The following is a 12,421-nucleotide window of genomic DNA, read 5'->3' as shown; positions in this document are numbered from 1 at the left end:
AGGTCGAGCGCCGGCGCGGAGTGCGTGAGCCCGCCCATCGAGATCACGTCCACGCCCGTCGCGGCGTAGTCCGGGACGGTCTCGACGGTGATCCCGCCCGAGGCCTCGGTCAGCGCGTCGGCGTCACGGCCCCGCACGCGGTCCACTGCGGCCGCCGTCTCGGCGGGCGTCATGTTGTCGAGGAGGACGACGTCGGCGCCGGCAGCGGCGGCGCGCGCGGCGGCGTCCGGGCCCTCGACCTCGACCTCGACGTTCGTCGCGAAGGAGGCGCGCTCGCGGAAGCGCTCTATCGCCTCCGTCAGCCCCAGCTCCGCGACGTGGTTGTCCTTGACCATGACCATGTGCGAGAGGTCGAGCCGATGGGTGTCGCCGCCGGCGGCCGCGACCGCGCGCTTCTCGACCCCGCGGAGCCCGGGCGTCGTCTTGCGAGTCGCCGCGACCCGGACGTCGTCGTCGACCTCGCGGGCGGCCGCGACCGCGGCGTCGGTCGCCGTCGCGACGCCCGAGGCGTGGGCCGCGACGTTCACGGCGACGCGCTCGCCGCGGAGGACCGCCGTCGCCGGACCCCGAACGCGCAACAGGGCGTCGCCGGGGGCGACGCCGGCGCCGTCCGCGACGCGCTCTGTCACGTCGACGTCGAGGTAGTCGAACACCGCGGTCGCGGCGTCGACCCCCGCCGCGACGCCGGACTCCTTGGCGACGAGCCGGCCGGTCGTCTCGCCGGGCACGTCGTTGGTCACGTCGTGGTGGCCCACGTCCTCGCGCAGCCACCGCTCGACGTCGCTGTCGGTGAGCATCAGTCGTCGGCCGTCGGGCGGGGGTCCGTCGCCTCGCCCTCGTCGAGTCGGTAGTGCGTCCCGACGCTCTCGTCGTTCGCCAGCGCGTGCCGGGTCACCAACAGCCCCGTCACGGTCGCGTTGCGGAGCTCGTACAGCGAGCGGGAGGTCCGGGTCCGCACGTAGGAGTCGACCTCGCCCTTCAGTCGTCGGAGGACGCCGAGCGCGCGCCGCAGCTCGGCCGGGTCGCGCTCGATGCCGACGCACTCGTCCATCACGCGCCGCAGCCGCCGGAACTTCTGCCGGGCGAAGTCGTCCGGGAGGGCGGGGTCGCGGTCCGAGAGCGCCGGCGGGTCGACGCGTTCGGCGTCGTCGCCGCCGCGGGACGCGTCCGCGCCGGCGCGGAGCCCCCAGACGAGCCCCTCGAGGAGGCTCGTCGACGCGAGCCGGTTCGCGCCGTGGAGCCCGGTACGCGCGCACTCGCCGACGGCGTAGAGCCCGTCGAGGCTCGTCCGCCCGCGGTCGTCGACGGCGACGCCGCCGCAGAGGAAGTGCTCGGCCGGCGCGACCGGAACGCCGTCGGTCGGGTCGACGCCCCGGTCCGCGCACTTCTCGGCGAGCCCGGGGAACTCGCCGGCGAAGTCGAGCGGGCTCACGTCCAGCCGCACCTCGCCGGTGGCCCGGCGCTCGGCGGCGACCGCCCGCGAGACCACGTCGCGGGGGGCCAGCTCGGCGTCCTCGTGGTAGCCGGGCATGAACCGCTCGCCGTCGCCGTTCCGCAGGACCGCGCCCTCGCCCCGGACCGCCTCGCTGACGAGGAAGCCGTCCCCGTCGGCGTCGGCCGCGTACGCCGTCGGGTGGTACTGGACGTACTCCATGTCCGTCACGTCCGCTCCGGCGAGCGCGGCCATCGCGATCCCGTCGCCGGTGGACCCCGCGGGGTTCGTCGAGCGCGGGAACAGGTCGCCGATCCCGCCGGTCGCCAGCACCGTCGCGCCGGCGTAGACGGGCTCGCGCTCGCCCCCGGACTCGACCACGGCACCGTGGATCCGCCCCTCGTGGCGGATCAGTTCCAAGGCGGCGGCGTCGGTCCGGATCTCCACGCCGTCCCGGTCGTCGAGGTGGTTCAGGAAGGGGACGTGGACGTGCTTGCCCGTCGCCGCGCCCACGTGGAGGATCCGGTCCTCGCTGTGCGCGGCCTCGCGGCCGAAGTCGAAGCCGCCGCCGCCGGTCAGGCTCGATCCGGTCGCTCCGGCCGCTGCCGGCGTTCCGTCCGGGCCGTCGCTCGGGTCCGCGTCGCCGTCGAACGACACGTCCAGCGTGTCGACGAGCACGTCGGACACCGCCTCGTTCGCGTTCTCGACGAGCGTCTCGACGGCGTCGAGGTCGGCCGTGCCGTCGGAGGCCGCGACGATGTCCCGCCGAAACTGCGCCGGGTCGTCGCGGGCGACGGCGATCCCGCCCTGCGCCCACCACGACGACGCCCCCTCCGGGCGGGTCGACTTCGTGGCGACGAGGACGTCCCGGCCCTCGCGGACCGCGGCGAGCGCGGCGGCCAGCCCGCCGATTCCGGCCCCGACGACGAGCACGTCGGTGGTCTCGTGTCCCGCCATCGTCAGATCTCCAGCATCCGGTCGAGCGCGACCCGCGCGAGCTCCTTCTCCTCGGGCGCGACCTCGACGACGTTAGGCTCGCGGCCCGCGACCAGCTCCTCGAGGACCCACGTCAGGTAGTTGGGGTCGATCTGCCGCATCGCGTTACAGTCCATACAGGCGTCGCCGCAGAGCGGGACGACGTTCACCTCGGGGTGCCACCGCTGGAGGTGCTGCGCGAGGTGGATCTCCGTCCCGATCGCCCACGTGTCGCCGGGGTCGGCGTTCGCGACCGTCTCGCAGATCGTCGCCGTCGACCCGACCACGTCGGCCGCCTCGACGACCTCGCGGCGGCACTCTGGGTGGACGACGACGCTGACGTCGTCGTGCTCGTCGCGGACCTGCTCGACGTGCGAGGCCCGGAAGCGCTCGTGAACCTGACAGTAGCCGTCCCACAGGATCACGTCGCTCTCGACGACCTCGCCCGCGTCCGCCGACGCGGCGTCCCACGGGTCCCACTCGGCGACCTCGCCTTCCAGTCCCAGCCGGTGGGCGGTGTTTTCCCCGAGGTGTTTGTCGGGGAGGAACAGCACCTTGTCGCCCTCGTCGAGGGCGTACTCGAACGCGTCGTGGGCGTTCGAGGACGTGCAGACGAGCCCGCCCTGCTCCGCGCAGAACGCCTTGAGGTCGGCGTAGCTGTTCATGTACGTCACCGGCACGATGTCGGCGTCCGTCGCCGCGGTGAGCTCCGCCCACGCCGCGTCGACTTGGAGCGCTTCGGCCATCCCGGCCATCGGGCAGGACGCCTCCATGCTGGGGAGGATGACGCGCTGGTCGGGGTCCGTGATGATGTCCGCGGACTCGGCCATGAACGTCACGCCCCCGAAGATCACGTACTCCGCGTCGGCGTTCGCGGCCTCCTTGCTCAGCTGGTAGGAGTCGCCGACGAAGTCCGCGTGCTCGACGATCTCCCGCCGCTGGTAGTTGTGGCCCAAGATCACCACGTCGTCACCGAGCGTCTCCAGGGCCGCCTCGATGCGCTCCGTTCGCTCGTCCTCTTCGAGCGTTCGGTATTCCGGCGGAAGCTGTTCGAGATCGTCGTATTTGAACAGACTGAGATCGGTATCGAACTCAGCGGTTTCCATTGCTGGCATAGTCGGATACCTTCGTACTCTAATCTGTACGACTGCGTGTTGAAAAGATTTTGTCTTCAACAAGCGCTCGTGATTGAGTGAATTGTCTTACAGACGCGTATCGAATCGCCTGTACCGCCGCTCGTCGCCGCCTTCGCGCCGGGCAGAGGGTCCTTCTCGGTATCGCGGCCCCGTCGTCTCGAAACTGGAAGCGGGGACGTCGCGACCGCGCGTCGCGGTCGAGTTCCCCGCGGACCGCCGGTCGCCGGTCCCGGCGCTCGGGGCCGCGAGCGGCACGATTATGCCGTGCCACTCCGTACCAACGTACGACATGTCACAGCAAGGCGTTCAAGAGGAGCTGTACGTCGACCAGTACACGCTCGGCCTCGTCGGGCCCGACCAGGAGTGGGCGGGCACGGTCGCCGACGGCGGGACGGTACAGACGTACACGCCGCCGGGCTGTTGGGGGCCGATGGTGACGCCGTCGTTCCGCGGGGGCCACGAGGTGACGCGACCGATCCGCGTCGAGGGTGCCGAGGTCGGCGACGCCGTCGCGATCCACATCCGCGACGTGGAGGTGACGAGCATGGCGACCAGCACGGGGTCGATGGCGGAGCGCGACGAGGCGTTCGGCGACGACCCGTTCGTCGACCACCGCTGTCCCGAGTGCGGCGCGACGTGGCCGGACTCCGTCGTCGAGGGCACCGGCGAGGACGCGATCCGCTGTGCCGAGTGCGGCGCGAACGCCTCCTCGTTCGGCTTCGAGTACGGCTACACCGTCGCGTTCGACCACGAGAACGCGGTCGGGATCACCCTCGATAAGGACGGCGCCCACGAGCTCGCGACCGACGCCGAGCGCGTGATGGACATCCCCGAGAACGCCCGGCAACACCCGATCCTGCTGTACGAGCCGGACGAGATGCCCGGCACGCTCGGTCGCCTGCGGCCGTTCATCGGGAACATCGGGACCACCCCGCCGGTCACGATGCCCGACTCGCACAACGCCGGCGACTTCGGGCAGAACCTCATCGGCGCCGACCACGACTACGGCGTCGAGACCGAGGCCGACCTCGACCTGCGCACCGACGGCCACATGGACGTCCCCGAGGTCCGGGCGGGCGCGACGCTGATCTGCCCGGTCGTCGTCGACGGCGGCGGGATCTACGTCGGCGACCTCCACGCGAACCAGGGCGACGGCGAGCTCTCCTTGCACACCACTGACGTGAGCGGGACGGTCACGATGGACGTCGAGGTGATCGACGACGTCGACCTCGACGGGCCCGTCCTCCTCCCGAACGCGGAGGACCTCCCGTTCATCAGCGCGCCGTACAGCGAGGAGGAGGCCGCGGCGGGCGAGGCGCTTGGTGCGGAACACGGCGTCGACGTCGACACCGACGCCGCCCCGATCCAGGTGATCGGCTCCGGCGCGACCGTCAACGACGCCACGCAGAACGCCTTCGACCGCGCCGGGACGCTCCTCGACATGAGCGAGGGCGAGGTCCGCGCCCGGTGTACGTTCACCGGCGGGGTCCAGATCGGCCGGCTCCCGGGCGTCGTCCAGCTCGACATGCTCGTGCCGGCGGACGTGCTGGCGGACTCCGGCCTCGACGACGTGACGCGCGAACAGTACGACCTGTAGCGGCGCCGTAGCGTCCGCTCCGCCTCGCGGCGTCCGCCCCGCCCCGCCTCGCAGCGCCCGGTCGACGTCGCGGGCGGTCGCTCACCGCCGCGACCGTCCCGGTCTGCCGGCCGCCCGCGATGGCCCCGCCGGGATCCGCCGCGTCGGGCCCTGCGACTCGGCCAGCTCGCGCAGCCGCTCGACGCGCTCGTCCGTCGACGGGTGGGTCGACAGCCAGCGCTCGGCCGCCTCGTCGGTCCGCTTGTTCGTCGAGAACGGCGCGAACGACCACGTCGGGTCGGTGGCGCGCTCGATCCGGCGCAGCGCCCGCGCGAGCGCCACCGGGTCGCCGGTCACCTCCGCCGCGCGGTCGTCGGCCGCGAACTCCCGCCTGCGCGAGCGCGACCGCGCGACGAGCGTCGCGAGGACGAACCCGGCGAACAGCGCGCCCGCGAGCGCCCGGTGGAGCCGCGCGAAGGAGCCGGACCGGTCGCCCGGCCGTCCGCGGATCCACGCCGAGGCGGCCGCGAGCCCCGACAGCGCGAGCAGCGCCGGGAGCGCGGCCACGGTGGCGAACCCGACCAGCGAGCGGCCGACCCCGTCGGCCATCGCGATCGCGAGGCCGTCGTTCCCCTCCAGGTGCGCCAGCTCGTGCGCGAATATCGCTTCGACCTCCCGGGGGGCGAGCAGCCGGAACAGCGACCGGTCGATCACCAGCGCGCCGCCGTCGCTCCCGCCGCCGACCGCGAACGCGTTCGGCGCGCGGGCGTCGGTGACGTACAGCGCCGGGCGCTCGACGTCCATCCGCGCCGCGAGCGAGTCGATCCGCCGGTGGAGGTCGGGGGCCCGCTCCCGGGGGACGCGGTCGCCCTCGAGGTTCGCGAGGATCTGCGCGGTGCCGAGCCGGTAGCTGAGGTACGCCGACGCGAGCGCGGTCGCGGCGAGGAGCGCGAGGAGGACCGGGAGGTCCGGCCGGGCGGCCCAGACCGCGCGCAGCAGGTCGGCGACGAACAGCGCCGCGGCCAGGTACACCACGAGCAGGCCGACGCCGACGGCCGCCGCGGCCGCGCGGAACGCGAGCCGAGACATGGTCGGAACTACGCGGCGGCCGGGCAAACGCGTTGCGGCCGACCGCCCGGACGGTCGGTGAGGGCCGTCGCTCCGGCCCCGCCGGTCCGGGCTCCCCCGCCCGTCCCGCCGGAAGGAAAAGCGGTAATTCCCCGGCCGCGAAACCGGTAGTCATGGACGCACGCGTACGCGAGCACGCCGAGATCATCGCCGACCACTCCACCGGCATCGAGTCGGGCGACGACGTGGTCATCCAGATGCCGAAGGAGGCCGAGGACCTGGCGGTCGCGCTCCACGAGGTCTGCGGCGACCGCGGGGCGAACCCGATCTACCTCAACTACTCGAAGCGCGCGCAGCGCGCCTTCAAGCGCTCCTCGGAGGAGTTCACCGAGCCGAGCCACCGCCGCGCGCTCTACGAGGAGGCCGACGTCTTCGTCATCGCGCGCGGCGGCGCGAACGCCACCGAGGACGCCGACGTCGACCCCGAGACGAACGCCGCGTACAACCGCGCGATGGAGGACGTCAAGCGGACGCGGCTCTCGAAGACGTGGTGTCTCACGCAGTACCCGACCGCGAGCCACGCCCAGCTCGCCGGGATGAGCACCGAGGCGTACGAGAACTTCGTGTGGGACGCCGTCTCGCTGGACTGGGACGAACAGCGCGAGTTCCAGTCGAACATGGTCGAGATCCTCGACGCGGCCGACGAGGTCCGCATCAAGTCGGGCGACGAGACCGACCTCACGCTCGACGTGTCGGGTAACTCCACGCTCAACGACCAAGGCGAGGCGAACCTCCCCGGCGGCGAGGTGTTCACCGCGCCGACGCGCGACGGCGTCGACGGCGAGGTCCACTTCGACCTCCCGCTGTACCGCTACGGCCGCGAGATCGACGGCGTCAGGCTCCGGTTCGAGGACGGCGAGGTCGTCTCGCACTCCGCCGAGCGCAACGAGGACCTCCTCACCGGCATCCTCGACACGGACGAGGGCTCGCGTCACCTCGGCGAGCTCGGCATCGGGATGAACCGCCAGATCGACCGGTTCACCTACAACATGCTGTTCGACGAGAAGATGGGCGACACCGTCCACATGGCGGTCGGCTCCGCCTACCCCGAGACGGTCGGCGAGGAGAACGCGGTCAACGAGTCCGCCGAGCACGTCGACATGATCGTCGACATGAGCGAGGACTCGGTCATCGAGGTCGACGGCGAGGTCGTCCAGCGCGACGGCACCTTCGTCTTCGAGGACGGGTTCTGACGACCCGGCCGGTCCCGCGCGCTCTCACTCCGCTTCCTCCCCGTCGCGCTCCGCGGTCCATCGGATGAACGCCGCGTACGCGAGCACGAGGACGGTCAACAGTCCGACCGTGCCGATCGCGGCGATCCCCGGGTAGTCGGCCAGCGGCGCGATCTCGCCGGCCGGCGGCGCGACGACGTCGACGACGCCGGTGCCGACCGACAGCGCGAGCAAGGCGAGCCACATCGTCCCCACCGCGTACCCGAGCGGGACCAGCCGGTCGGTCCGCGCGGCGTGCGCGACGACCGCGCCGCCGCCCACGACCGGGACCGCGACGAGCGGGCTCGTCGGGTCCGGGAGGAGAACGCTTCCCCCGAGCGCGATCGCCGACCAGTAGACGGCGACGGCGACGACCGTTCGGAGCGAGTCGGGGAGTGACACGGGGTGTGCGTTCGGCGGCGCGGCACAAAACGATCGGGGGCGACGCCGCCGCCGTCCCGCGCCGTGGGTCCCGCGACGGTGTTTATATCCGGAGGGCCCCTACACCGACGTATGGTCGAAACAGTCCTGTTCAAGTCGGAGAGCCGTCGGAGTCGCGAGGAGATCGCCGCGTACCTGCGGACGGTCGCGGACTCGCTGGACGCCGGGAACGCGATCACCCTCACGCGCGGCGACGAGTCGACGACGCTGGAGCCGCCCGCGCGACCGACCTTCGAGGTGAAGGCGGAGCGCGAGGGGCCCGCCGAGGGACCGGGCGAGCTGAGCGTCGAGTTCGAACTGGAGTGGGACGAGGACGCCGGCGACGGAAGCGGCGACGGCGATCTGGAGATAGAGTAGGTAGCGGGCGGGAGTCGGCGGCGGTCGCGGCCGGTCCGGCGGCTGCGTCCCGCGTTACGGGACTTTTCCGGGAACCTCGACGAACGCGTCCCGGGCGGAGAGGTGATCGAGCGTGTCGTCGACCTCGAGCCGGACGGACTCCATCCGGTCGATGAGCTCCTCGTACTCGTCGGAGTTGGTCGTGCCGGTGGCCTCCAGCGCGGCCTTCTTCGAGGCGAGCGCGAAGAACTCCTGACTCCGCTCGTCGAACGCGGCGCGGTGAAGGAGCACCTCGACGAGCGTGAGCAGGTCCTCCTTGCTGACGGGCTTCGTCTTGTAGTCGTCGAACGGCATCTCGACGATGTCGACGTCGGGCTCGACCGCGGTCAGCATCGCCACGCGGGCGTCGTACCCCTCGCCGCGGATCTCGTTTAACACCTCGTGGCCCGACATGTCGGGCATCCGGCGGTCCAAGAGGACCACGTCGACCTCGTCGTCCATCAGATCGATCGCCTCGTCGCCGCCCGTCGCGACCCGAACGTCGTAGGCCGAGTCGAGGTAGACCCGGTACAGTTCCGCGAGGTCCGGCTCGTCGTCGACCGCGAGGACGGTCGCGTCCGAAGTTCCGGTCATTGGAGGGGCCCCCGGGTCCTCGTCTCGCGATCTGCGAGCGCCGGACCGGCGCGGCCGCCCGCCGTTCGTGCGTCCATGCGTCGTGGTCCGTTCGTCGCAGGTTAAAACGTTGACTCCCGTTTATCAGAACTGATACCGCAGTACAGAGCGGGGTCGCGGGCGCTTCGCGACGCGGACGGCCGCTCGGTCGTCTCGCCGATCCAACGGTCTCTCCGTGACCCAAAGGCACATTTACGCCCGCATCGTATCCCGGATAACGAATGTCTCACAGCCCCTCACTGCCCGACCGCCCGCGGTTGGAGCTCGACCCCGAGATGAGCGACGCGGAGCGGCTGGAGGCGATCCGCCAGCACTTCCGGCGGATCGTCCAAGTGAACGAGGAACTGGAAACCCGGCTCGCGGACGCCGAGGGTCGCCGCGGCGAGCTGAAAGACGACGTCGAGCAGCTGAAACGCGAGAACGAGGTGCTGAAGACCTCCTCGCTGTACATCGCCTCCGTCGAGGAGATCACCGACGACGGCGTCGTGATCAAACAGCACGGCAACAACCAGGAGGTGCTGACGCAGGCCGCCACGCGGCTCGACGAGGACCTCCGCCCCGGCGACCGCGTCGCGATAAACGACTCCTTCGCGGTCCAACAGGTGCTCGACGACGAGACCGACTCCCGGGCGCAGGCGATGGAGGTCACCGAGTCCCCGGACGTCACCTACGCCGACATCGGCGGGATCGACGACCAGATCCGGGAGGTCCGCGAGGCCGTCGAGGACCCCCTCGAGAACCCCGAGCAGTTCGAGACGGTCGGCGTCGAACCGCCGAGCGGCGTCCTGCTCCACGGCCCGCCGGGCACCGGGAAGACGATGCTCGCGAAGGCGGTCGCCAACGAGTCGAACGCGACGTTCATCAAGATGGCCGGCTCCGAGCTCGTCCGGAAGTTCATCGGCGAGGGCGCGCGGCTCGTCCGCGACCTCTTCGAACTCGCCGCCGAGCGCGAGCCCGCCGTCATCTTCATCGACGAGATCGACGCCGTCGCCGCCAAGCGGACGGACTCGAAGACCTCGGGCGACGCCGAGGTCCAGCGGACGATGATGCAGCTGCTCTCGGAGATGGACGGGTTCGACGACCGCGGCGAAATCCGGATCATGGCCGCGACCAACCGCTTCGACATGCTCGACGAGGCGATCCTCCGTCCCGGCCGCTTCGACCGCCTCATCGAGGTGCCCGAGCCCGGCCCCGAGGGCCGCAGGCGCATCCTCGAGATCCACACGCAGGACATGAACGTCGCGGCCGGCATCGACCTCGGCACCGTCGCCGCCGACCTCGACGGGTACAGCGGCGCGGACATCGCGTCGCTGGCGACGGAGGCCGGGATGTTCGCCATCCGCGACGGCCGCACCGAGGTGGCCCAGGAGGACTTCGAACGCGCCCGCGACAAGCTCCAGGACGCCGACAAGGAAGACGAGCAGGTCATCAACTACCAGTACTGAGGCGTCTCCTCCGGTCCCGTCGTCGCCCTCCGAGCGGTCCGGTTCGTAACCCCTTACCTCCCGGGTCGCCGATCTGTCGTCGATGAACACCATCCACGTCGCCGGGGGCGTCGGGGTCGCCGACACGGCGATGGCCTCCTACGACGCCGCGCTCGCGGACGCGAACCTCCACAACTACAACCTCGTGGCGGTCTCCTCGGTCGTCCCCGCCGAGGCGACCGTCGAGGCGGTCGCGGAGGCGCCGCCCCTCGGCCCCGCGGGCAACCGGCTCACCGTCGTCGAGGCCCGCCGGACGATCGGCCCCGACGACGAGGTCGACTTCCGCGAGGGCGGCCGCTCTGGCGCCGAGGACGCCGAGTCGAAGCGCGCGCCCCGCCGCCACCCCGACGCGGTGGCGGGGCTCGGCTGGGCGACCGGCCCCGGACCGGGGCTCTTCTACGAGGTGACCGGCGAGGACCCGGCGGACGTCCGCGAGGGGATCGACGCCGGGCTCGACGCCGGGAGCGACCTCCGCGACTGGGACCTTCCCGACCGCGAGACGCGCGTCGAGACGGTCGCCGCCGAGCCGGACCGCTACGCGACCGCGGTCGTGATCGCCGCGTACGGCGAGTCTGAGCCGATCCTGTAGGGGCGTCCGGGGGGTCGGTCGCCGGCGGCGACGCCTTTTTGACTCGGCTCCGCGTACGTGTCGTGTCTTCGAATGAACGGCAACAACCCGTACGCCGGGGCACCGGGTGTGACGGACGCGGGCTCGCCCGCGGCCGTCGACCTCTCTCCGGACCAAGAAAAACAGCTCCGGCGCGCGGTCGCCGGCATCGTATCGCGCACGGAATCGTATCTCCCCGACAGCTACGCCGTCGGCTCCGAGCTCTCCGTGGGCGCGAACGGCCCGCAGGCGACCGTCGCCGTCAACCCCCCGGCCGGCCACCCCGTCTCGGCCGGCTTCACCCCCGATCCGGAGGACCTGGACGCCGGCATCGCCGAGTCCGACACCGACGAGGTCGCCCGCGGGCTGGCCGCCAGCGCGGCGGTCCAGGTGATGGACGCAGTCGGCGACATAACGCCGACCGCGAAGTGACTCCCGGCTAGCGCACTCGGTTCGACCGCTCCTCGCCCTCAGTTCTCCCCGCCCGCTTCGTTCGCCGCCGAGTCGCGACGCCCGTCGGTCTCGTCGCGCGGGTACACCCGCAGCTCGCCCTCCCCCGGCGGCTTCAGCACGCCGGTGACGCGGCCGTACATGCCGAAGATGTCGTCGTACCCGCGTTCGCTCGCGAGGACCGGGACCAGCCCCGGCTCCTCGACGCGGTGCGTGTGGACGTCGTCCTCCGCGAACACCGCGCCCGCCGGGATCGCCTCGAAGTTCGCGTAGTGGACGTGCGGCTCGCCGCCGCCCTTCGGCACCTCCTCGCGGCCCTCCACCACGGTCGTCTCCGAGAACGCCGGCGGCTCGTCCGCGAGCGCGCCGTGGACGCGGAGGAACGCGAGACACGCCTCGTGCCCGTACTCGACGGCCGCCTCGCTCCCCTGTCGGCCCACCTCGATCGAGACGGTGTGCGGGACCGTGGAGTCGAGCGTGGTCGAGCGCAGCCCGCTCGCGTCCACGACGTGCTCCAGCGGCAGCCCGGTGACGGTACGGCGGACCGACTCCGTGAGGTCGCTGAAGATGGCGAACGGCGGCGGGGCGCTGTGGGAGGTGTGGAGCGCGAGGACGGCGTCGAACCCCTCTAACGCGGCGGTGAGCCGCGGCGCGAGCGCGCGCTCGTACTCGTCGCTGTCGGCGTCGCCCGGGAACGCGCGGTTGAGGTCCGCGTCCGTGTAGCGCGTCTCGGCCGCGAGCGCCCGCTCGTTGGCGACGATCAGCCGGACGATCCCCTTGACCCCGTCGCCGCGCTCTTCACCCTCGTCGAGCGCCGGGAGTTCGTCCGCGATCCGCCGCACTATCCGTTCGCCGGCGGGCTCGTCGCCGTGGATCCCGCCGACGATCGCGACGCGAGCCGACCCCGCCGACTCGCGGTCGATCGTTTGCATATCGTTGGTACGGCGCGGCCAGCCCATAAATCGTCGCGATC

General features: G+C 71.9%; 13 protein-coding genes. 6 read left to right on the top strand and 7 right to left on the bottom strand.

The features are described from left to right. The 3 genes from nadC to nadA form a co-directional block, all read right to left on the bottom strand. Positions 1-797: carboxylating nicotinate-nucleotide diphosphorylase (nadC, locus tag Q0116_RS02290; RefSeq protein ID WP_297885123.1), on the bottom strand; the 797-nt coding region annotated here is incomplete at its 3' end. Then, positions 797-2,389 carry an L-aspartate oxidase gene (locus Q0116_RS02285; protein WP_297885121.1) on the bottom strand — a complete coding sequence of 531 codons (1,593 nt, stop codon included), beginning with the start codon at positions 2,387-2,389 and terminating at the stop codon, positions 797-799. The genes nadC and Q0116_RS02285, both read right to left, overlap by 1 nt. A gap of 2 nt (positions 2,390-2,391) precedes the next feature. Beyond that, positions 2,392-3,522, bottom strand: a complete 1,131-nt coding sequence (gene nadA, locus Q0116_RS02280; RefSeq protein ID WP_297885119.1) for a quinolinate synthase NadA — start codon at positions 3,520-3,522, stop codon at positions 2,392-2,394. A 310-nt stretch (positions 3,523-3,832) separates the two neighbouring features. Between nadA and Q0116_RS02275 the strand changes: the two genes are divergently transcribed. Next, positions 3,833-5,140: an acetamidase/formamidase family protein gene (locus Q0116_RS02275; RefSeq protein ID WP_297885117.1), complete on the top strand. Its 1,308-nt coding sequence runs from the start codon at positions 3,833-3,835 to the stop codon at positions 5,138-5,140. Between the two features lie 81 nt (positions 5,141-5,221). Here Q0116_RS02275 and Q0116_RS02270 read toward each other — a convergent pair whose 3' ends face one another. Beyond that, on the bottom strand, positions 5,222-6,208 hold the full coding sequence (locus Q0116_RS02270) for a M48 family metallopeptidase (protein ID WP_297885115.1): 987 nt from the start codon (positions 6,206-6,208) through the stop codon (positions 5,222-5,224). A 152-nt stretch (positions 6,209-6,360) separates the two neighbouring features. On the opposite strand from Q0116_RS02270, the gene Q0116_RS02265 reads away from it, so the two are divergent. Beyond that, the gene (locus Q0116_RS02265; protein ID WP_297885113.1) at positions 6,361-7,440 is read left to right on the top strand and encodes an aminopeptidase; all 1,080 of its coding nucleotides are present in this window, start codon (positions 6,361-6,363) and stop codon (positions 7,438-7,440) included. Between the two features lie 24 nt (positions 7,441-7,464). Here the strand turns inward: Q0116_RS02265 and Q0116_RS02260 are convergent, their stop codons facing one another. Continuing rightward, positions 7,465-7,860, bottom strand: a complete 396-nt coding sequence (locus Q0116_RS02260) for a hypothetical protein (RefSeq protein WP_297885111.1) — start codon at positions 7,858-7,860, stop codon at positions 7,465-7,467. Between the two features lie 111 nt (positions 7,861-7,971). Between Q0116_RS02260 and Q0116_RS02255 the strand changes: the two genes are divergently transcribed. After that, positions 7,972-8,256 (top strand): amphi-Trp domain-containing protein, encoded by a 285-nt coding sequence (locus Q0116_RS02255; protein ID WP_297885109.1) that lies wholly within the window; start codon positions 7,972-7,974, stop codon positions 8,254-8,256. Positions 8,257-8,310: 54 nt separating this feature from the next. On the opposite strand, the gene Q0116_RS02250 is transcribed toward Q0116_RS02255, so the two are convergent. After that, positions 8,311-8,868: a response regulator gene (locus Q0116_RS02250; protein WP_297885107.1), complete on the bottom strand. Its 558-nt coding sequence runs from the start codon at positions 8,866-8,868 to the stop codon at positions 8,311-8,313. Positions 8,869-9,128: 260 nt separating this feature from the next. On the opposite strand from Q0116_RS02250, the gene Q0116_RS02245 reads away from it, so the two are divergent. The 3 genes from Q0116_RS02245 (at position 9,129) to Q0116_RS02235 (ending at position 11,430) form a co-directional block, all read left to right on the top strand. Beyond that, positions 9,129-10,352, top strand: coding sequence for a proteasome-activating nucleotidase (locus tag Q0116_RS02245; protein WP_297885104.1), 1,224 nt, complete (start codon positions 9,129-9,131; stop codon positions 10,350-10,352). Positions 10,353-10,434: 82 nt separating this feature from the next. Then, positions 10,435-10,980: a pyruvoyl-dependent arginine decarboxylase gene (locus Q0116_RS02240; RefSeq protein WP_297885103.1), complete on the top strand. Its 546-nt coding sequence runs from the start codon at positions 10,435-10,437 to the stop codon at positions 10,978-10,980. Positions 10,981-11,052: 72 nt separating this feature from the next. Beyond that, on the top strand, positions 11,053-11,430 hold the full coding sequence (locus Q0116_RS02235) for a DUF5811 family protein (RefSeq protein ID WP_297885101.1): 378 nt from the start codon (positions 11,053-11,055) through the stop codon (positions 11,428-11,430). 38 nt (positions 11,431-11,468) lie between these two features. On the opposite strand, the gene Q0116_RS02230 is transcribed toward Q0116_RS02235, so the two are convergent. Beyond that, positions 11,469-12,380, bottom strand: a complete 912-nt coding sequence (locus Q0116_RS02230) for a succinylglutamate desuccinylase/aspartoacylase family protein (protein WP_297885099.1) — start codon at positions 12,378-12,380, stop codon at positions 11,469-11,471. Between the last annotated feature and the right edge of the window lie 41 nt (positions 12,381-12,421).

The organism is uncultured Halorubrum sp., from assembly GCF_937146585.1.
Lineage (GTDB): Archaea > Halobacteriota > Halobacteria > Halobacteriales > Haloferacaceae > Halorubrum > Halorubrum miltondacostae.
The sequence above is the reverse complement of the archived record's forward strand: the minus strand, read 5'-3'. Positions and strand labels throughout refer to the sequence as shown.

What these genes read in the sequence shown, in the direction of transcription:
- Q0116_RS02285 (WP_297885121.1), bottom strand. Translation starts at nt 2,389, where the DNA reads ATGGCGGGACACGAGACCACCGACGTGCTCGTCGTCGGGGCCGGAATC.
- nadA (WP_297885119.1), bottom strand. Translation starts at nt 3,522, where the DNA reads ATGCCAGCAATGGAAACCGCTGAGTTCGATACCGATCTCAGTCTGTTC.
- Q0116_RS02275 (WP_297885117.1), top strand. Translation starts at nt 3,833, where the DNA reads ATGTCACAGCAAGGCGTTCAAGAGGAGCTGTACGTCGACCAGTACACG.
- Q0116_RS02270 (WP_297885115.1), bottom strand. Translation starts at nt 6,208, where the DNA reads ATGTCTCGGCTCGCGTTCCGCGCGGCCGCGGCGGCCGTCGGCGTCGGC.
- Q0116_RS02265 (WP_297885113.1), top strand. Translation starts at nt 6,361, where the DNA reads ATGGACGCACGCGTACGCGAGCACGCCGAGATCATCGCCGACCACTCC.
- Q0116_RS02255 (WP_297885109.1), top strand. Translation starts at nt 7,972, where the DNA reads ATGGTCGAAACAGTCCTGTTCAAGTCGGAGAGCCGTCGGAGTCGCGAG.
- Q0116_RS02250 (WP_297885107.1), bottom strand. Translation starts at nt 8,868, where the DNA reads ATGACCGGAACTTCGGACGCGACCGTCCTCGCGGTCGACGACGAGCCG.
- Q0116_RS02245 (WP_297885104.1), top strand. Translation starts at nt 9,129, where the DNA reads ATGTCTCACAGCCCCTCACTGCCCGACCGCCCGCGGTTGGAGCTCGAC.
- Q0116_RS02240 (WP_297885103.1), top strand. Translation starts at nt 10,435, where the DNA reads ATGAACACCATCCACGTCGCCGGGGGCGTCGGGGTCGCCGACACGGCG.
- Q0116_RS02235 (WP_297885101.1), top strand. Translation starts at nt 11,053, where the DNA reads ATGAACGGCAACAACCCGTACGCCGGGGCACCGGGTGTGACGGACGCG.
- Q0116_RS02230 (WP_297885099.1), bottom strand. Translation starts at nt 12,380, where the DNA reads ATGCAAACGATCGACCGCGAGTCGGCGGGGTCGGCTCGCGTCGCGATC.